Source organism: Sphingomonas sp. PAMC 26605, assembly GCF_000241485.1.
Lineage (GTDB): Bacteria > Pseudomonadota > Alphaproteobacteria > Sphingomonadales > Sphingomonadaceae > Sphingomonas.
In genome coordinates, this window is the sequence record NZ_JH584241.1 from 2,389,992 (window position 1) to 2,409,058 (window position 19,067).

Genomic DNA, 19,067 nt, shown 5'->3' on the forward strand with positions numbered 1-19,067 from the left:
GGGAGGGGCTTTTTGTCATGCTGATCCTCGGCCTCGACCCCGGCCTTGGAACCACCGGCTGGGGCCTGATCCGCGCCGAGGGCAATCGACTCAGCCACGTCGCCAACGGCAAGTTCAAGACCGATACAACGGCGACGCTCCCGCGCCGGCTCGCGCATCTCGACGCGATGCTCTCGGCGCTGATCATCGACCATGCGCCCGATGGCTGCGCGGTCGAGGAAGTGTTCGTCAATTCGAACCCGCAATCGACGCTCAAGCTCGGCCAGGCGCGCGGCGTCGTGCTGTGCGCGGGCGCGCGCGCCGGGCTCGAGGTTGGCGAATATGCTGCACGGCTCGTCAAGAAGGCCGTGGTCGGCACGGGCGGCGCTGAGAAGGCGCAGGTTCATGCAATGGTCTCGGTGCTGCTGCCAGGCGTCAAGATCGACGGCGCCGATGCCGCCGATGCGCTCGCCGTGGCGATCTGCCACGCGCATCATCTTGCGAGCGCGCGGCGCATCCCCTGATTTCCCTTTCCCGCGGCGGCCCGTTCCTGTTACGTACCGCGCATGATCGCCCATCTCAAAGGCCGCCTCGATGCGACCGGACTCGACCATGCCGTGATCGACGTCGGTGGCGTCGGCTATCTCGTCGGCGCGTCGAGCCGGACGCTCGCCAGCATCGGCCCGGTCGGCGAGGCGGTGACGCTCCACACCGAGATGCTCGTGGCGGAGGATTTCATCCGCCTCGTCGGCTTTTCGAGCGCGGCCGAGCGCGACTGGTTTCGCTTGCTCACCGGCGTGCAGGGCGTCGGCGCGCGCGTCGCGCTGGCGATCCTCTCGGCGCTCGAGCCGACCGACCTCGCGCGCGCGATCGCGAGCCAAGACAAGGCGATGGTGGCGCGCTCGAACGGCGTCGGCCCCAAACTCGCCGAACGCATCGTGCGCGAATTGAAGGACAAGATCGGCGGGGTCGAGCTCGGCCAGGCCGGTGTGTCGATCGCGCCGGTCGGGGCGGGGGCGGATGCGGTGTCGGCGCTGCTTAACCTCGGTTTCCGCCCCGCCGAAGCAAGCGGCGCGGTCGCGGCGGCGGAGGAGGAACTCGGGCCGGGCGCGACGCTCGACGCGCTCGTGCGGCTGGCGCTGCGCAAGGCGGCGAAGTAGAATGGTCGCGAGGAGACATGCGATGCAGTTATCCGCCGTGCTGACGCCCGCCGAAGAGGGGGGCTATATCGCGCATAACCCGGAAACCTTGACCACGACCGAGGGAGACACGATCGAGGAGGCGCTCGCCAATCTCAAGGAGGCCGTTGAGCTGTATCTCGAGGTCGCGCCGCTGCGCGTTCGCGGGAACGTCGTTCTCACCACGATCAGCGTGAGCGATAATGCCTCGGCTGCCGCGGCTTAGCAGTCGTGAAACAATCCGTGCGCTGGAGCGACTCGGCTTCGTCCTGGCTCGGCAGAAAGGCAGCCACGTCGTGCTCAAGCGGGGATCCGCAACCTGCGTCGTGCCGCAGCGCGCCGAACTCAAGCTCGGCACTTTGGCAGGTATTCTTGACCAGGCGGGGTTGACCGTCGATGAATTGCTAGGTGCGTTAAAGTGATTGCCGACGATCAGGACCGCCTCATCGCTCCCACTCGGAAATCCGACGATTTGGACGCCGCGCTGCGCCCCAAATCGCTCGACGATTTCGTCGGGCAGAAGGCCGCGCGCGAGAATCTGCGCGTGTTCATCGCCGCCGCCAAGGCGCGCGGCGATGCGCTCGATCACGTCCTCTTCTTCGGCCCCCCCGGGCTCGGCAAGACGACGCTCGCGCAGATCGTCGCGCGCGAGATGGGGGTGGGCTTCCGCGCCACGTCGGGGCCGGTGATCGCCAAATCGGGCGATCTCGCCGCCCTGCTCACCAATCTCGAGGATGGCGACGTGCTGTTCATCGACGAGATCCACCGGCTCCAGCCCGCGGTCGAGGAAGTGCTCTACCCCGCGATGGAGGACCGCGCGCTCGATCTGATGATCGGCGAGGGGCCGTCGGCGCGCTCGGTGCGGATCGACCTGCCGCGCTTCACGCTGATCGGCGCGACGACGCGGCAGGGGCTGCTCACCACGCCGCTGCGCGATCGCTTCGGCATCCCGGTGCGGCTGAGCTTCTACACCATCGAGGAGCTCGAAAAGGTCGTGTCGCGCGCGGCGCGACTGCTCGACCTGCCGCTGTCGCCCGACGGCGCGACCGAGGTCGCGCGCCGTTCGCGCGGGACGCCGCGGATCGCCGGGCGGCTGCTACGCCGCGTGCGCGATTTCGCGCATGCCGCGGGGCACGATCTGGTCGATGCGAAGGCCGCCGATGCCGCGCTCAACCGGCTCGAGGTCGATCGGCTCGGGCTCGACGCGATGGACCGGCGGTATCTGATGATGATCGCGGATATCTATCGCGGCGGTCCGGTCGGGGTCGAGACGCTGGCGGCCGGCCTGAGCGAACCGCGCGACACGGTCGAGGAAGTGATCGAACCCTATCTCATCCAGCTCGGCCTGATCGCGCGGACCGCGCGTGGGCGCTGCCTGAATGCGGGCGGGTGGAAGCATCTAGGCCTCACGCCGCCCGAGGGCGCGCAGGAGAGTTTGTTCGATAGCTGACCTAAAAGCCCCTCCCCTTCAGGGGAGGGGTTGGGGTGGGGCTGTAATGGGCGCTGGCTCTCTGCGAGGCACTTCCCCACCCCCGGCCCCTCCCCTGAAGGGGAGGGGAGGAAGCAAGAAGCAAATCTTGTGCGCCGCACGATAGCCAAGGGGCGGGTCTATCTGTTAGCCCCGCCGGCATGACCGCAGCCGCCTCCGCCCGCGAAATCCTCGTTCGTCTTCACGACGTGATGGCCTCGCGCACCGCGCCGCAGGCCAAGCTCAACGCCGTGGTCGCCATCGTCGGCGAAGGCATGGCGAGCGAAGTGTGTTCGATCTATCTGCTCCGCGAAGGCGTGCTCGAACTGTTCGCGACGCGCGGGCTCGCGCAGGAGGCGGTCCACGTCACCAAATTGGCGCTCGGCGAAGGGCTGGTCGGCACGATCGCGCAGCAGGCCGAGATCCTCAATCTCGCCGAGGCATCGAGCCACCCCGACTTCGTCCAGAACCCAGAAACGGGCGAGGAGAAGTTCCGCAGCTTCGCCGGCGTACCGATCATCCGGCGCGAGCGCGCGATCGGGGTGCTGTCGGTCCAGCACGTCGACCCGCGTAAATATGACGAGGTCGAGATCGAGGCCTTGCAGACCGTCGCGATGGTGCTGTCCGAACTGATCGCCAATGCCGAACTGGTCGATGCGAGCGGCGCCTCGAACCTGCGCCCGCAATCGACCGCGCCGATGCGGATCATGGGGTTGAAGCTCGTCGAGGGCATGGCGAGCGGCTATGCCGTCTTCCACCAGCCGCGCGTCCATGTCGAGCATACCGTCGCCGAGGATACCGAGGCCGAGCGCCACCGCGTTTACGCCGCGTTCGACAAGATGCGCGAGCAGATCGAGCGGATCGCCGCACAGGCCGAATTCGGCGTCGGCGGCGAGCATGAAGAGGTGCTCGAGACCTACAAGATGTTCGCCTATGACGAGGGCTGGGCGCGACGGATCAACGAGGCGATCGATTCGGGGCTGACCGCCGAGGCCGCGATCGAGCGCGTCCAGCAGCGCACGCGGATGCGGATGCGGCAGATCGACGATCCCTTGCTCGCCGACCGGATGCACGATCTCGAGGATCTGTCGAACCGGCTGCTGCGGATCGTCTCGGGCCAGATGGGCACCGCCGCGCAGATGGGGCTCAGGCAGGACACCATCCTGATCGCGCGCAACCTTGGGCCGGCCGAACTGCTCGAATACGATCGACGGCGCCTCAAGGGCGTGCTGCTCGAAGAAGGCTCGCTCACCGCGCACGTCACGATCGTCGCGCGCGCGATGGGGGTGCCCGTGCTCGGCCGCGTGCGCGACGTGCGGCGGCTGATCGGCGAAGGCGACTTGCTGTTGCTCGACGTGACCGCGGGCAATGTCTTTGCGCGACCTTCGTCCGCGATGGAGGAGGTGTTCGACACTGCGCTCAATCTGCGCCAGAAGCGCCGTGCGATGTTCGCCGCGCTCAAGACCGAAGCGCCCGTCACCAAGGACGGGCATCGCCTCACCGTGATGGTCAATGCAGGTCTGCGCGACGATGTCGCCGCGCTCGACGTCACCGGCGCCGACGGGATCGGGCTGTTCCGCACGGAATTTCAGTTCCTCGTCTCGGCAACGCTGCCGTCGCGCGACCGCCAGCAGAAACTGTACCGCGACGTGCTCGACGCCGCCGGCGACCGCCCGGTGATCTTCCGCACCGTCGATATCGGCGGCGACAAGGCGTTGCCGTATCTCAACAAGGAAGACGCCGACGAGGAGAACCCCGCGATGGGCTGGCGCGCGATCCGGCTCGCGCTCGAGCGCGGCGGGTTGATGAAGGTCCAGGCGCGCGCGCTGCTCGAGGCGGCGGCGGGGCGGACGCTCAGCGTGATGTTTCCGATGGTCAGCGAACCGTGGGAATTCGACGAGGCGCGCGCCTTGTTCGAGGCGCAGCGCGAATGGCTGACCGCGCGAGGCAAGCGGCTGCCGAGCGAGATTCGCTACGGCGCGATGCTCGAAGTGCCCGCGCTTGCCGAGCAGCTCGATCTGCTGCTGCCCAACATCTCGTTCCTGTCGGTCGGTACCAACGATCTCACGCAATTCCTCTTTGCCGCCGACCGCGCCAATCCCAAACTCGCCGAACGCTATGACTGGCTGAGCGGCGCGATCCTGCGCTTCCTTGCGAGGCTCGTCGCGCCGACGCGCGCAGCGGGGGTGCAACTCACCGTCTGCGGCGAAATGGGTGGGCGTCCCTTGGAAGCAATGGCGCTGATCGGGCTCGGGATCGAGCGGCTGTCGATCACGCCGGCGGCGGTCGGGCCGATCAAGGCGATGGTCCGCTCGCTCGACCGTGCCGCGCTCGCCGCGTTCATGGCCGATCTGCTCAAGACTCCGCCGCGCGACATGCGGGGGGCGCTGCTCGCCTGGGCGAGTGAAAACGGTGTCGAACTGGCGTGATAGCGAGGCGGGCGGCGTGACAAGGCGTGACAAGGCGTTGACTTGTCGCCTCCCCTTTGTGAGACAGCCGCTGGGCAAGGGAGACATCGGGCCGCACGCGCCTTGCCGGAGGAAGTGATGACCGAACCGATTCCGGCCGACGAGCCGAAGCTGTTCCCCAAAAGCGCGGGGGATACGCTGCGCGAGGCGCGCGAGGCGCAGGGGCTGTCGCTCGCCGAGGTCGCGGCGCGGACGCGGATCCCGGTGCGCCAGCTCGAGGCGGTCGAGGAGGGCAATTACGCGGCGCTGCCGTCGATCACGTATTCCGTTGGTTTCGCGAAGGCTTACGCTCGGGCGGTCGGTGTCGACGAAGTCGCGATCGCGCGCGAGGTGCGCGGCGCGAGCGACCAGCCGAGCGCCAGGCGAACGCAGTACGAAGCCTATGAAATCGACGAGCCGTCGCGCGTTCCGCCGCGCGGTCTCGCGATCACGACCCTGCTCATCGCGGTCGTGGTCGTGATCGGCGCGGCGCTGTTCTTCGGTACCTCGCTGTTCCGCGGCGACGGCGAGCCCGCGCCCACGCCGAGCAGCGCGATCGGCAACACGATGCAGGAAGCGCCCGCCACCGCGCCGTCGCCGAGTGCGCCGACCGGCGCGGTCGTGCTGACCGCATCCGACGATGTCTGGCTCCGCGTCTATGACAAGGCCGGGAAGACGCTTCATCTCGGTACGATGAAGCCGGGCGAAAGCTACGCCGTTCCTGCCGATGCGGTCGGCCCGATGATCAATGTCGGGCGCCCCGACAAATTGCAGGTCACCGTCGGCGGCACCGCGGTCGCGCCGCTCGGCGACGGCAAGCGCGCGATCAAGGACGTGCCGCTCGATGCCGCATCGCTGACAGCGCGCAGCACCCCCGCTGCCGCGGCGACGGGGTCGCCCGGCGTTGCGCCGACGACCGCGCGACGCGAAGAAACGCGCGCGTCGCGGACGCGATCGACCTCGTCCGAACCGGCTGCAGCCGCGCCGCTGAATATCGCGGCCCCGGCCACGGTCGCGCCCGAACCGGCCGCACCGGGCGGCGCCGCGACGCCGGCCCCTTAAGACTGGCGGCCAACGGGCATTGTCGGCTATGGTACCTGCTTAACCAGCACCGGGGGGTGTACGAATGCGTAACCATCTAATGACCGCTCTCCTGCTCGCGGGGACGATGCTCGGCACAGCGCCGACGCATGCCCAGAGCAACGGCAGCGGCCGCGCGATCGAGGGGCGGGTCGACCGGCTCGAGGGCGAGATGCGTGCGGTCCAGCGCAAGGTCTTCCCCGGCGGCAGCGCTGGGCAGTATATCCAGCCCGACAATCGCCCGGCCGACCCCGATGCGGTGCTCGCGGGATCACCGACCAGTCCGGTCGCCGACCTCACCGCCCGCGTGGACTCGCTCGAAAACCAGTTGCGCATGCTGACCGCCCAGACCGAGACCAACCAGCACCGCCTGCAAGGGCTCGAGGGCCGGCTGAAGACGCTCGAAGCGAACGCCGCCGCCGCTGCGCCTGCACCGGCCCCGACCGACGACGGCGGCAGCTTCGACCGCCCGGTAGCGCCGCGCGCTACGCCGGATCGCTCGCTCGACCGGCCGGCTGATCGCCCGGTCGATCGCACGCCCGATCGCACTGCCGCCGCACCGCGCACGACCCCGGCCAGGGGCAGCGTAGCGCCGCCGCCGGTGGTCAGCACCAAGGATCCAGCGCGCGCCACGCAAGTCGCTGCGGTCGAGCGGCCCGAGACCGGCGACGTCGCCGAAGACACCTATCTCTACGGCTATCGGTTGTGGGCGGCGCACCTCTATCCCGAGGCCGAGGCGCAGTTCACCACCGTGACCAGCAAATTCCCGACGCACAAGCGCGCGAGCTACGCGCAGAACCTGCTTGGCCGCTCGTATCTCGAGGACGGCCAGCCATCGCGCGCGAGCCTCGCTTTCTACGACAATTACAAGAAATGGCCCGATGGCGACCGCGCGCCCGAGAGCCTCTTCTACCTCGCACAGGCACTGGTGAAGCTCGACAAGCCCGCCGCGCAAGTCTGCAAGGTCTATACCGAGCTGCAGCGCAGCTACGGCGCGAAGGTCGATGCCGATGCGCGGATGAAGGCGGGCGTCGCCAAGGGCCGTGCCGCTTCCAACTGTTCGTGAGATGACCGCCGCCGACCGTGTGCCGGTGGAGCCGGTACTGGTCGCGCGGTTCCGCCAGGATTTCGAGCGGGTGCACTCACTGGCACCCACCGATAGGCTCGCGCTCGCGGTCTCGGGCGGCCCTGACAGCATGGCGCTGCTCGCACTCGCCGCCGCCGCTTTCCCCGGACAGATCGTCGCCGCGACGGTCGATCACCGCTTGCGTGCCGCCGCGGCGGACGAGGCGCTGATGGTGACCGAATGGTGCGCGGCGCACAGTATCCCGCATGCGACGCTGGTTGTCGAAGAGCCGATCGGCACCAGCGCGGTGCAGGGTCGCGCGCGCGACCGGCGGTACGCCTTGTTGTTCGAGTGGGTGAACGGGGTGGGCGCGGCGTGCCTCGCCACGGCGCACCATGCCGACGATCAGGCCGAGACTTTCCTGATGCGCGCGGTGCGCGGGGCAGGGGTCGCCGGGCTCGGCGGCATTCGCGCACGCCAGCGGGTTGGCGCGGTCGAGCTGGTCCGGCCGCTGCTCGGCTGGCGGGGCGCCGAGCTGCGCGCGTTCGCGCAGGCGCAGGCGCTGCCCTTCGTCGATGATCCGAGCAACGGCGACCCGCATTACGAGCGCACCCGCTTTCGCGCGCTGCTCCGCGACACGCCGTGGCTCGACCCGGTCCAGATCGCACGCTCGGCGGCGCACGCGGCCGATGCCGATGCGACGATCCGCGACGTCGAAGACTGGCTGTGGCTGACCCGCCGTTGCCCCACCCCGAACCGTCACCCCGGCCTTGTGCCGGGGCCCACCCACGTCCTCGACCAACACCCCCAGGACGAGCGGTACGGTGGATGCCGGAACGAGCCCGGCATGACGGGTGAGGGGGGCTTCGTAATTGGGCTCGACGTGTCCGACCTGCCCCGCGAACTGAAGCGGCGCCTCGCCCGACGCGCGATCCACGCCGTCCGCGCCGCGCACGTCATCACAACCCCGGCGTTCACCGACTCGGCCAATATCGAAGCGCTGCTCGACTCGCTCGAAACGGGCAAAACCGCCACCCACGCCGGAATCATCGGCAGCGCGCGCGGCACCGTCTGGAGTTTCGCGCCGCAACCGCCGCGTCGCTCACTCTGATCGACGATTTGATCGACGATTGCGCGGGTCGTTGCATTGCCATTAATCGCGCTGTGCTTATCTTATGGGTCACGAAAGGTATCCCGTGCCCATGAACGACAATGACAAGCAGCCCGGCGGCGACACTGGCGGGCCCAACCCCTGGATGAAATCGCTGCTGATCTGGGTCGGCATCCTCGTCGCGCTGGCGCTGTTCGTGACGCTGATCGACAATCGTTCGGTCGGCCCCAACGTCAACGGGATCGCCTATTCGCAATTCCTCGACCGCGTCCAGAACGGGCAGGTCAAGGACGTCAACATCGCCGGCGAGGTCGTCACCGGCACGATGACCGACAACAGCAAGTTCCGTACCTACGCCCCGCAGGACCCGCGCCTGACCGATCGCCTGCGCGAGAAGAACGTGACGATCACCGCCAAGCCCGAGGAAGGCGCGCCGATCTGGCAGGTTCTGCTGGTCAATTCGCTGCCCTTCTTCCTGTTCCTCGCGCTCGGCTATTTCGTGATGCGCCAGATGCAGAAGAACAGCGGCTCGGGCGCGATGGGCTTCGGCAAATCGCGGGCGAAGATGCTGACGCAGAAAGAGGGTCGTGTGACCTTCAACGACGTCGCCGGCATCGACGAAGCTCGCGAGGAGCTGCAGGAGATCGTCGAGTTCCTCAAGGATCCGACCAAGTTCGCGCGCCTCGGCGGCAAGATCCCCAAGGGTGCGTTGCTCGTTGGTTCGCCCGGCACCGGCAAGACGCTGCTCGCCCGCGCGATCGCGGGTGAGGCGGGCGTGCCGTTCTTCACCATTTCGGGCTCGGACTTTGTCGAGATGTTCGTCGGCGTCGGCGCGAGCCGCGTGCGCGACATGTTCGCCGAGGCCAAGAAGTCGGCGCCGTGCATCGTCTTCATCGACGAAATCGACGCGGTCGGCCGTCACCGCGGCGCGGGCCTCGGCAACGGCAATGACGAGCGCGAGCAGACGCTCAACCAGCTGCTGGTCGAGATGGACGGCTTCGAGGCGTCCGAGGGGATCATCATCGTCGCGGCGACCAACCGCCCCGACGTGCTCGATCCCGCACTGCTGCGTCCGGGCCGCTTCGATCGCCGCGTGACGGTGCCGCTCCCCGATATCGAGGGCCGCGTGAAGATCCTCGAAGTCCATATGAAGAAGGTGCCGCTCGCACCCGACGTCGATGCGCGCACGCTCGCGCGCGGCACGCCGGGCATGTCGGGCGCCGATCTCGCCAACCTCGTCAACGAGGCGGCGCTGATGGCGGCGCGACTCGGCAAGCGACTCGTCGCGATGGCGCAGTTCGAGACCGCCAAGGACCGCGTCATCATGGGCACCGAATGGCGCTCGCTGGTGATGACCACCGACGAGAAGCGGATGACGGCCTATCACGAGGCCGGCCACGCACTGGTGCGCGTTCACACGCCGGCATCGGACCCGATCCACAAGGCGACGATCATCCCGCGCGGTGGCGCTCTGGGCATGGTCGTGTCGATGCCCGAGCGTGACAATTACTCGTATCACCGCGACAAGATGTACGCCGATCTCGCCACCGTGATGGGTGGCCGCGTGGCGGAAGAATTGATCTTCGGCTACGACAAGGTGTCGAGTGGTGCCTCGGGCGACATCAAGCAGGCGACCAAGCTCGCCCGGGCGATGGTGTCGCAATGGGGCATGTCCGACGCGCTCGGCCCGCTGCAATATGAGGAGCAGCAGGGCGAGACCTTCCTCGGCTACTCGCAGACGCAGCGCCAGAACATGTCGAACGAGACCGCGCTGATGATCGACAGCGAGATCCGCAAGCTGGTCGATGGCGGTCTGGCGCAGGCGCGCGAGATCCTGACCGAACATATCGATCAGCTTCATCGCATTGCGGGTGCGCTGCTCGAATATGAGACGCTGACCGGCGACGAGATCAAGCGGTTGGCCTTCGACGGCGATATCGGTCGCGATGATGCCGATGCCAAGGTGTCGATCGTGCCGGGCGCGGGGACCTCGATCCCCAAGACGCGCCGGCCCAAGGGCGGCGGGCCGTTCGGCAACCCGGCGCCTGCCGGAGCGTAAAGCTCGCGTCATTCGGGACTACAGGGCCGCGTCCGACAAAGTCGGGCGCGGCTCTTTCGTTTCGGATGGTCAGGACGTCGTGCTCACCACCACACCGTCGTCACCCCGGCCTTGTGCCGGGGCCCACCGCGATCCGCGGTTTGCGAGCGCAGGACACGCGGCGTGGTGGACCCCGGCACGAGGCCGGGGTGACGGTTGATTGCGCAGAGCCCTGGCTATCGGCGTCCAACATCCCGCAGGTGCGCTTTCCTCCCGGACTATGGTCGCAGGGACCCTCGATCTTTCATACGGCACGTGACAGCGCCGGATGCAATGGTGCGCTTTCGTGCGACTTTCCGCCGCGCGCCGCAGGCGTGGTTATTCCATGAAGCCCATCGCCAGCAGCAGAGCGGCGAAGGCGAGCAATGCGATCCAGGCGAAGAGCAGCAACGCCACCGTCCGCCACAGCGCCGAGCGCTTGCGCAAGCCATAGGCGCCGCGCAACTGCGCGAACATGTGCGCGGGTGGGACGAGCAGCGCGGCCCAGGTGATCACGCCGCCCAATACCCCAATCACGCCTGCTACGCCGAGCATTGCTGCGAACATCATCATGAACGCGAGCGAATAGGTCACGAAAATGGCATGGTCGTAGAGCTGGTAACGCCGCCGCCACAGGAACAGCAGCGCCACGAACGGCGTCGAGATCGGGATCAGCGCCCAGCTATATTTGTAGGCGCTCGACTGCAGCTTGTAGAGCATGAGGCCAGGATTGGCCTTGAACTTCGCGATGCCATGATCGAGCGCGGGCCAATCGGTGCGCAACCCGGTGAGCGGCACGTCACCGATCGCTACGCTCGATCCGGCGAGCACGCCGCGCGCCGCGCGTAGCCCGCGCAGTTCGTGTCGCATGTCGGCGATCTTGGCGTCGGTATTGGCGGCGTGCGGGGTAGCCTGCAGCACCGCGATCTTCGCCTCGCGCTTGGCGATGTCGGCATCGACGCCTTGTACCGCAGCCCCGCGCCGCTCGGGGGAAAGGTCGCTCTCAAACTCGCCGCCAAACGCGTGAAGCGTCGCGAACATCAGGAACACCGCGAACAGGAACAGTGCGAGCGGCGAGACGAAGCGCGCGCGTTCGCCGGCGATGTAGCGCCGCGTCAGCGCGCCGGGCTGGAACACCAGCATCGGCAGCGTGCGCCAGATCTTGCCCTCGAAATGGAACACGCCGTGGAGCAGATCGTGCCCGATCGATCCAAGCGAGCGGTGGACATGCCCGGCCTGCCCGCAGGCATGGCAGAACTCGCCGAGCAGCGCGGTGCCGCAATTGAGGCACAAGCCATGTTCGTGCCGGCTATGCGCCGTCTCACCCGCGCCCGGCTCGACCGCGCGCGCGACGAACAGGCCCGTGGCGATGTCGCCCGCTGTCTCGATTCCCCCCGACATGCCGCGAGCATAGCAGCGCGTCTTGCGAATGCGATAGCTTTTGCGGGGGCGGGCCCGGTCATGATATCGCACCCGTCATGACCGATATCGCGCCCCTGCTCGCCGACATGACCAACCGCGCGCGCGCCGCTGCGCGAATCCTGGCGACAACGCCGACCGCTGCCAAGGCACGGGCCTTGCGTGCCGCGGCGCAGGCGCTGCACGATGCCGAGGCGGAGATTCTCGCTGCCAACGCGACCGACATGGCGCGCGCAGGCGAGGCCGGCCTGTCGGCCGCGCTGCTCGACCGGCTCAAGCTCGATGCCAAGCGCGTCGCGGGGATGGCCGACGGTGTCGCCGCGGTCGCGGGGCTTGCCGATCCGGTCGGCGCGGTGATCGACGAGAGCGTGCGCCCCAACGGGCTACGGTTGCGCCGCGTCCGCGTGCCGATCGGCGTGATCGGCATTATCTATGAGAGCCGCCCCAACGTCACCGCCGATGCCGCCGCGCTCGCGGTGATGGCGGGCAATGCCGTGATCCTGCGCGGCGGCTCGGAGGCGATCGAAAGCAATCGCGCGATCCATGCGGCCGTGGTCGCGGGGCTGGTCGCGGAGGGGATATCGGCGGACGCGGCGCAGCTGGTGCCGACCACCGATCGTGCCGCGGTCGGCGCGATGCTCACCGCCGATGGTTCGAACGGGGCGGGGGCGATCGACCTGATCGTCCCGCGTGGCGGCAAGGGGCTCGTCGCGCGCGTCCAGGCCGAGGCGCGTGTGCCCGTGCTCGCGCATCTCGACGGGATCAACCATATCTACGTCCACGCCTCGGCCGATCGCGCGATGGCGCAGGCGATCGTCGTCGATGCCAAGATGCGCCGCACCGGCGTGTGCGGCGCGATGGAGACGCTGCTGATCGACCAGGCCTATCCCGATCCGGCGGGGCTCGTCGCGGCGCTTTCTGCTGCGGGGTGCGAGGTCCGCGGTGGGTGCGCTCTGCATGCGCTGATCCCGGGGCTCGTTCCCGCAAGCGATGCCGATTGGGATACCGAATATCTCGAGGCGATCGCGTCGGTCGATCTGATCGACGGCATCGATGCCGCGCTCGCCTTCGTCGCGCGGCACAGCTCGCACCATACCGACGCGATCGTCGCTGCCGACGAAGCCGTCGCGCAGCGCTTCCTTGCCGAGGTCGACAGCGCGATCGTGCTGTGGAACGCCTCGACGCAGTTCGCCGATGGCGGCGAGTTCGGCCTCGGCGCCGAAATCGGCATCGCCACCGGCCGCCTCCACGCCCGGGGCCCCGTCGCGCTCGAGGGGCTGACGACCTATAAATGGGTCGGCTACGGCAGCGGGCAGGTGCGGGGTTGATGGTGGAGGGGCTGGAGCGTATCCTGTCGCGATGAACCATCCTGCGCCCTTTTCGCGATCGGTTACGGTCGACCTCGACGATGAAACGGCTGCGGGGGTCGCCAAATCGGCGGCCGCGCGTGGGATGACGGAAGCCGCATTTGCGGCCGATGCCATCCGGCATGCCGTCGAAGGCGATGCCGAGCTTCTTGCGTTCATTCAGGTCGGGATCGACGCGGCCGATCATGGCGCGCTGACCCCGCAGGCTGATGTCTTCGAAAACCTACGCCGCCGGAGGCAGCAGCGCGCGGCCGCATGAGGACTGTCGAATGGAGCGACCCCGCGATCGCCGATCTTGAGGAGATTGACGATTATTGGTCGGCCTATTCTCCCGAGGCTGCCGAGAGCATTGCGGCCCTGATCGAAAAAGCCGCCAATTTTCTCACGGTGACTCCGGCAGCGGGACCGATGATCCCCGAGGTCGACGCTCGAAAATGGCGCGTCGCGCCCACCCATTATATCCTCCTGTATCGGGTAACCGACGCGCACATCGAGGTGCTGCGCATCCGCCATGCGCGTGAGAATTGGATCCGGACCTGACCCGCATCGGCATCCTCGGCGGCTCGTTCAACCCGGCCCATGCCGGACACCGCGCGATCAGCCTCGCGGCGCTCGATGCGCTGGGGCTCGACGAAGTGTGGTGGCTCGTCTCGCCCGGCAATCCGCTCAAGGAGCGGAACGGCGACATGGCGCCCTTCGCCGCGCGCTTCGCTTCCGCAGTGCGGGTAGCGCGCCACGCCCCGATCCGCGTCAGCGCGATCGAGCAGAAACTCGGCACGCGCTACACCGTCGATACGCTCACCAAACTGCGCCGCGCCTATCCCAAGAAGCAGTTCATCTGGCTGATGGGATCGGACAATCTCGCGCAGTTCGACCAGTGGAAAGGGTGGCGCCGGATCGCCCGCGAGGTTCCGATTGCGGTTATCGCGCGTCCGGGGTATGAACGCGCTGCTCTCGCGGCTCCCGCGATGGGTTGGTTGCGGCGCGCACGTCGGCCCGCACACCAGGCGAAGAACTGGACGCAGTGGAGATTGCCGGCACTCGTGCTGTTGCGCTTCCGCCCCGACCCGCGCTCCGCGACGCAGCTTCGTGCTGCCGACCCCGCCTGGCAGCGGCATTTCCTGCCAGCCGTCCCGACCCCACCTTCTGCATAGGAATCATCTTGGCCTCACCTTCTCCCGTCTATCGCGCGTCCGAACCCGAAGAGGTCGACGCGCTGCATCGCCTCGTGCTCGCGTCGCTCGACGACGACCAGGCCGTCGACGTCATCTCGATCCCGCTCGCGGGCAAATCGAGCATCGCCGATTACATGGTGATCGCCAGCGGCCGCTCGACCCGTCAGGTCGCATCGATGGCGCAGAAGCTCGCCGAGAAGGTCAAGGCCGAGACCGGCCGGCCGTCGCGCATCGAAGGTCTGCCGACCGCGGACTGGGTGCTGCTCGATGCCGGCGACGTGATCGTCCATCTGTTCCGCCCCGAGGTCCGCACCTTCTACAATCTCGAGCGGATGTGGGCATTCGGCGACGCGCCGACGCCGCCGGCCGCGCCGGTTATCGAAGCCTGATAGCTGGGCGTGACCGGTTTGGTCTTGCAGGCGATCGGCGTCCTCGTGGCGCTGGTCTTTTGCAGCGTGCGGGTCGTGATTGACGTTCGGGCGGCCCGGTTTGGGTGGGGTGTTGCGGGAATGATCGTTTGTGGCCTGCTTGTGTGTGCCGCGCTGGCTCCGATCCCGACCCACGCGGTCAAGATCGACCTCCCGATTCGTTCCTGACGCGCTATGTTGCTCCACATCGTCGCGCGCGGGCGGATCGGGCGTGGACCCGAAGCCGAACTGGTCGAACGCTACGCCAAGCGGCTGTCCTGGCCGTACAGGCTGACCGAACTGCCCGACACCGGCGGCAAGATGCCTCCGGTCGAGCCCGGCTGCCGGATCATCATGCTCGACGAGACGGGGCAGGTGCTGCCGTCACGCGATCTTGCGGCCATCCTCGAGAAATGGCGCGACAGCGGCGTGCGCGAGGCGCGTTTCCTGATCGGCGCCGCCGATGGCTTCGACGATGCGCAGCGCGCGTCGGCGGATTTGCTGCTCAGCTTCGGGCGCGCAACCTGGCCGCATCTGCTCGCGCGCGCGATGCTTGCCGAGCAACTCTACCGCGCGACGAGCATCCTTGCCAACCATCCCTATCACCGCGAAGGATAGCGGCATGTGGGGGCGGGGGCTGATCATTGCGGGTGTCGCGGGCGTGGTCGGCGCAAGCGTCGCGCTCGCGCATGCGCCCGCCGACCAACGCACCCGCCTCGCCGAGGCCAAGGCGCAGTCCGACGCCGCCGCGCGCCGCTCCGCCGCGCTCGAACGCCAGGCCGCGGCCGAGCAGGACCAGGCGCGCCAGGCGCAGGCACAGGAAGCCGCGGTCGCCGCGCGGATCCAGCAGGCCGAGGACGATATCGCGGCCGGCCAGGCGCGGCTCGCGATCGTCGATCGCCTGATCGCTGCGCAGCGCACCCGGCTTGCGGCGAAACAGGTGCCGGTCGCGCGGCTGCTCGGCGCGCTGCAATCGCTCGCACGTCGTCCGGCGATCATCAGCCTCGTCCAGCCCGGCTCGGTCGACGATCTCGTCCATGTCCGCGCGGTGCTCGCCAACACGCTGCCGGTAATCCGCGCGCGCACCGCCGACGTCCGCGCCGATCTTGCGCGGACCCGCCAGCTCCAGGCGGCCGGCGCGCTCGCTACGCAAGCGCTTGCCGAAAGCCGGTCGCGGCTCGAGGCGCAACGCCTCGCGCTCACCCGGCTCGAGGCGGCGCACCGACTCCGCTCGCGCGCTTTCGGGCGCGACGCGCTGATCGAGTCCGACCGTGCGATCGCGCTCGGCGAACGCGCGCGCGACATCGTCGATCTGATGGACACGATCGGCAATCAGGCCGCCACGCGCGAGAGCCTCCAAAGCCTGCCCGGACCGCTGGCTCGTCCGCCGCGACCGGGCGAGGTCGCCACGCCGATCGACCGCGTCGCCTGGTCGCACGCTGCGCCGCCCTATCGCTTGCCGGTGCAGGGCAGGATCGTCACGGGGCTCGGCGAGCTTTCGGACAGCGGCGTGCACTCGCGCGGGTTGACGATCGCGACGGTCCGCGACGCACAGGTCATTGCGCCTGCTGCAGGGCGCGTCGCCTTTGCCGGGCCGTTCCGCGGCTATGGCACGATCGTGATCCTCGATCATGGCGGCGGCTGGACGACGCTCGTCTCGGGGCTCGGCAGCACGAGCGCGCGCATCGGCGAAAAGCTCGTACAGGGCGCACCGATCGGTCAGGCGCCGCCCGGCGACGCGCCAAGCGTGACGGTCGAGCTGCGCCGTCGCGATCGCGCGGTCGACATGACGGCGTTGATCGGATGACGCTCGGACGATCCCCCGCAATCCCGGTCAGCTTCCGTGCAACCCGCCTCTGCCATGCATCGCCCCGCTTTGATCCCTGCGCAAACCCCGCTACGGTGGCCCAAGACCTCCTGCTTGCCGAGAAATGATCGATGTCGCGTTTCACCTCTTCGCTGCTCCAAGCCTCCGCAATCGCGGCGGTGCTGGCGATCGTGCCCGTCGGGACGAGCGCGATGGCGGCGGTCGACAACGGCACCTACCGCGAGATGGCGATCTTCCTCGACGTCTATAACCGCGTGAAGGCCGAATATGTCGACAAGGTCGACGACAAGGTGTTGGTGAAGGGCGCGATCGAGGGGATGCTCGCCGCACTCGATCCACACAGCGCGTACGAGACCGGGCTCGATTACGACAATCTCAAGATCCAGACGATGGGGAGCTATGGCGGGCTCGGCCTGACCGTCACGATGGAGGACGGCGCTGTAAAGGTGATGTCGCCGCAGCCCGATGCGCCGGGTGCGCGCGCCGGGATCAAGTCGGGCGACTATATCACGCATATCGATGGCAAGCTGATCTTCGGCGACACGCTCGACGAATCGATCCAGAAGATGCGGGGGGCGCCGGGCAGCAAGGTCTCGCTGACGCTGCTGCGTCCGGGGCACGACAAGCCGATCATCGTCTCGCTAACCCGCGAGAAGATCATCCAGAAGCCCGTCAAATGGAGCGTCAAGGACGGCGTCGGGCTGATCACCATCACCGCCTTCTCCGAACATACCGGCGACGCGGTGACGGGGGCGATCCGCGGGATCGTCAAGCAGCTCGGGCATGACCCGCTCGGCTATGTCATCGACCTTCGCGACAATGGCGGGGGCTTGCGCGACGAATCGATCGCGGTGGCCGACAATTTCCTGTCGTCGGGCGAAATCGTCTCGCAGCGCGGGCGCGACAAAGCCGATATCGAGCCGTTCTACGCCGAATCCTATGTGAAGGGCGATCTTGCGCATGGCCTGCCGGTGATCGTGCTGACCAATGCCGGCACCGCGTCCGCCTCCGAGATCGTCGCGGGCGCGTTGCAGGACCACCACCGTGCGCTGGTGATGGGCGAGCGCTCGTTCGGCAAGGGCTCGGTCCAGACGGTGATCGACATGGGCGCCAACGCCGCGCTGCGGCTCACCACGTCGCGCTATTACACGCCGTCGGGGCGTTCGGTGCAGGAGGGGGGGATCGAGCCCGATATCGCGGTGCCGCAGGTTTCCGATCCCGACTATAAGTCGCGGCCCGTCTTCCGCGAGGACGATCTGCGCCGCCATTTGATCAACGAGGCCAAGACCACCAACGCCGCGATCGAGGAAGACGGCAAGCCCGACCCGCGCTTCGCGATGACGCCCGAGCAGCTCAAGGCCAAGGGAATCGATGACTTCCAGCTCGATTACGCGTTGAAAACGCTCGCGCGGCTGTCGAGCACGACGCAAGCCGTGGCGGCGCGCTGATGGCCCGCGATCGTTTCATCCTGGCGCGGCTGCTCGCGCTGTTGATCCCGCTCGTCCTGCTCGGCGGGGCGCTTGCGTTCCAATATATCGGCAAGCTCTACCCGTGCGAGATGTGCTGGTGGCAGCGTTATCCGCACATCGTCGCGCTGCCGCTGGCGGCGCTCGCCTTCGTCGTGCCGAGCCGCGCGCAACGCGAGACGCTGGTCAGCGTGGCAGCGGTCGCGATCCTGCTGAGCGGGTTGATCGGTGTGTATCATGCGGGCGTTGAATATCATTGGTGGGCTGGCGTCACCGCCTGCACCTCGACCGTGTCGGGGCCGATCACGCTCGACAGCATCATGAAGGCGCCGATCATCCGCTGCGACGTCGCGCAATGGACTCTATTCCATGTTTCGCTCGCAGGCTTCAATGCGCTCTTTTCGGTCGGCGGGGCGATCACCATTTTCGCGCTGATGCGAGGAGCAAAGGCATGAGCGGCTGGAAACCCGGCGACCCCAAGCGCGACACCGCCTCGATGGTGCGGGTCGATCAAGCGGGCGAATATGGCGCGACACGGATCTATGCGGGGCAGCTCGCGGTGCTCGGCGATCGCAGCCCGGCGGCGCGCGCGATCGCGGGGATGGCGAATCAGGAAGAGCGCCACTGCGCCTTTTTCGATGCGATGATGGCGCGCCGCTCGGTGCGACCGACGCTGCTCGCGCCGATCTGGAACGTTGCCGGCTTCGCGCTCGGTGCGGTGACCGCGGCGCTCGGGCCCGACGCGGCGATGGCGTGCACCGCTGCGGTCGAGACCGAGATCGACAAGCATTACGAGGATCAGCTCGTCGTGCTGGGGGACAGCGATCCCGAACTCGCCGAGGCGATCCGCGATTTCCAGGCCGAGGAGGTCGAGCATCGCGAAACCGCGCTCGCCGCGGGGGCGGAGAACACGCCGGGCTATCCGCTGCTGAGCGGGCTGATCCGGCTCGGCTGCAAGGTCGCGATCGCGACCGCGAAACGTATTTGACGGGAGACAGG

At 68.0% G+C, this 19,067-nt stretch carries 22 protein-coding genes; 21 read left to right on the top strand and 1 reads right to left on the bottom strand.

Annotated elements, in window-relative coordinates:
• Positions 1-17 precede the first annotated feature (17 nt).
• The 10 genes from ruvC to ftsH all read left to right on the top strand — a co-directional run bounded on the left by ruvC (position 18) and on the right by ftsH (position 10,388).
• The gene (gene ruvC, locus RH90_RS11150; RefSeq protein ID WP_029625243.1) at positions 18-503 is read left to right on the top strand and encodes a crossover junction endodeoxyribonuclease RuvC; all 486 of its coding nucleotides are present in this window, start codon (positions 18-20) and stop codon (positions 501-503) included.
• A 42-nt stretch (positions 504-545) separates the two neighbouring features.
• The gene (gene ruvA, locus RH90_RS11155; RefSeq protein WP_010185736.1) at positions 546-1,139 is read left to right on the top strand and encodes a Holliday junction branch migration protein RuvA; all 594 of its coding nucleotides are present in this window, start codon (positions 546-548) and stop codon (positions 1,137-1,139) included.
• 22 nt (positions 1,140-1,161) lie between these two features.
• Positions 1,162-1,383, top strand: a complete 222-nt coding sequence (locus RH90_RS11160; protein WP_010185737.1) for a type II toxin-antitoxin system HicB family antitoxin — start codon at positions 1,162-1,164, stop codon at positions 1,381-1,383.
• Positions 1,361-1,579 (top strand): type II toxin-antitoxin system HicA family toxin, encoded by a 219-nt coding sequence (locus tag RH90_RS11165; RefSeq protein ID WP_010185738.1) that lies wholly within the window; start codon positions 1,361-1,363, stop codon positions 1,577-1,579. The genes RH90_RS11160 and RH90_RS11165 overlap by 23 nt, the downstream gene beginning before the upstream one ends.
• Entirely contained in the window at positions 1,579-2,607 is a 1,029-nt protein-coding gene (gene ruvB / locus RH90_RS11170) for a Holliday junction branch migration DNA helicase RuvB (protein ID WP_037493372.1), read from the top strand. Before RH90_RS11165 ends, ruvB begins: the two co-directional genes overlap by 1 nt.
• A gap of 179 nt (positions 2,608-2,786) precedes the next feature.
• A complete protein-coding gene (ptsP, locus tag RH90_RS11175) occupies positions 2,787-5,054 on the top strand; it encodes a phosphoenolpyruvate--protein phosphotransferase (protein WP_029625245.1) in 2,268 nt (755 codons plus the stop codon).
• A gap of 117 nt (positions 5,055-5,171) precedes the next feature.
• The gene (locus RH90_RS11180) at positions 5,172-6,134 is read left to right on the top strand and encodes a helix-turn-helix domain-containing protein (protein ID WP_010185741.1); all 963 of its coding nucleotides are present in this window, start codon (positions 5,172-5,174) and stop codon (positions 6,132-6,134) included.
• A gap of 79 nt (positions 6,135-6,213) precedes the next feature.
• A complete protein-coding gene (locus tag RH90_RS11185; RefSeq protein WP_010185742.1) occupies positions 6,214-7,218 on the top strand; it encodes a tetratricopeptide repeat protein in 1,005 nt (334 codons plus the stop codon).
• A gap of 1 nt (position 7,219) precedes the next feature.
• Positions 7,220-8,329 carry a tRNA lysidine(34) synthetase TilS gene (gene tilS, locus RH90_RS24275; RefSeq protein WP_010185743.1) on the top strand — a complete coding sequence of 370 codons (1,110 nt, stop codon included), beginning with the start codon at positions 7,220-7,222 and terminating at the stop codon, positions 8,327-8,329.
• A gap of 91 nt (positions 8,330-8,420) precedes the next feature.
• Entirely contained in the window at positions 8,421-10,388 is a 1,968-nt protein-coding gene (gene ftsH / locus RH90_RS11195) for an ATP-dependent zinc metalloprotease FtsH (protein ID WP_010185744.1), read from the top strand.
• 357 nt (positions 10,389-10,745) lie between these two features.
• Here the strand turns inward: ftsH and RH90_RS11200 are convergent, their stop codons facing one another.
• Positions 10,746-11,807: a DUF3667 domain-containing protein gene (locus RH90_RS11200; protein WP_010185745.1), complete on the bottom strand. Its 1,062-nt coding sequence runs from the start codon at positions 11,805-11,807 to the stop codon at positions 10,746-10,748.
• Positions 11,808-11,884: 77 nt separating this feature from the next.
• Here RH90_RS11200 and RH90_RS11205 point away from each other — a divergent pair, with 77 nt between their 5' ends.
• The 11 genes from RH90_RS11205 to RH90_RS11255 all read left to right on the top strand — a co-directional run bounded on the left by RH90_RS11205 (position 11,885) and on the right by RH90_RS11255 (position 19,056).
• A complete protein-coding gene (locus tag RH90_RS11205) occupies positions 11,885-13,153 on the top strand; it encodes a glutamate-5-semialdehyde dehydrogenase (protein WP_010185746.1) in 1,269 nt (422 codons plus the stop codon).
• 124 nt (positions 13,154-13,277) lie between these two features.
• Positions 13,278-13,451, top strand: coding sequence for a hypothetical protein (locus RH90_RS11210; RefSeq protein WP_232280346.1), 174 nt, complete (start codon positions 13,278-13,280; stop codon positions 13,449-13,451).
• Positions 13,448-13,732, top strand: a complete 285-nt coding sequence (locus RH90_RS11215; protein WP_010185748.1) for a type II toxin-antitoxin system RelE/ParE family toxin — start codon at positions 13,448-13,450, stop codon at positions 13,730-13,732. The genes RH90_RS11210 and RH90_RS11215 overlap by 4 nt, the downstream gene beginning before the upstream one ends.
• Positions 13,729-14,346, top strand: a complete 618-nt coding sequence (locus RH90_RS11220; protein WP_037493375.1) for a nicotinate-nucleotide adenylyltransferase — start codon at positions 13,729-13,731, stop codon at positions 14,344-14,346. The genes RH90_RS11215 and RH90_RS11220 overlap by 4 nt, the downstream gene beginning before the upstream one ends.
• Before the next feature lie 8 nt (positions 14,347-14,354).
• Positions 14,355-14,756: a ribosome silencing factor gene (gene rsfS, locus RH90_RS11225; RefSeq protein ID WP_010185750.1), complete on the top strand. Its 402-nt coding sequence runs from the start codon at positions 14,355-14,357 to the stop codon at positions 14,754-14,756.
• 9 nt (positions 14,757-14,765) lie between these two features.
• Complete coding sequence (locus tag RH90_RS11230; protein ID WP_010185751.1) at positions 14,766-14,963, top strand: hypothetical protein; 198 nt, start codon at positions 14,766-14,768, stop codon at positions 14,961-14,963.
• A gap of 6 nt (positions 14,964-14,969) precedes the next feature.
• Positions 14,970-15,392: a 23S rRNA (pseudouridine(1915)-N(3))-methyltransferase RlmH gene (locus RH90_RS11235; protein ID WP_010185752.1), complete on the top strand. Its 423-nt coding sequence runs from the start codon at positions 14,970-14,972 to the stop codon at positions 15,390-15,392.
• Positions 15,393-15,396: 4 nt separating this feature from the next.
• On the top strand, positions 15,397-16,581 hold the full coding sequence (locus tag RH90_RS11240) for a peptidoglycan DD-metalloendopeptidase family protein (protein ID WP_010185753.1): 1,185 nt from the start codon (positions 15,397-15,399) through the stop codon (positions 16,579-16,581).
• Positions 16,582-16,712: 131 nt separating this feature from the next.
• The gene (locus tag RH90_RS11245; protein ID WP_010185754.1) at positions 16,713-18,050 is read left to right on the top strand and encodes a S41 family peptidase; all 1,338 of its coding nucleotides are present in this window, start codon (positions 16,713-16,715) and stop codon (positions 18,048-18,050) included.
• Positions 18,050-18,523, top strand: a complete 474-nt coding sequence (locus RH90_RS11250; protein ID WP_010185755.1) for a disulfide bond formation protein B — start codon at positions 18,050-18,052, stop codon at positions 18,521-18,523. The genes RH90_RS11245 and RH90_RS11250 overlap by 1 nt, the downstream gene beginning before the upstream one ends.
• Positions 18,520-19,056 carry a demethoxyubiquinone hydroxylase family protein gene (locus RH90_RS11255; protein ID WP_010185756.1) on the top strand — a complete coding sequence of 179 codons (537 nt, stop codon included), beginning with the start codon at positions 18,520-18,522 and terminating at the stop codon, positions 19,054-19,056. The genes RH90_RS11250 and RH90_RS11255 overlap by 4 nt, the downstream gene beginning before the upstream one ends.
• The last annotated feature ends 11 nt before the right edge of the window (positions 19,057-19,067 follow it).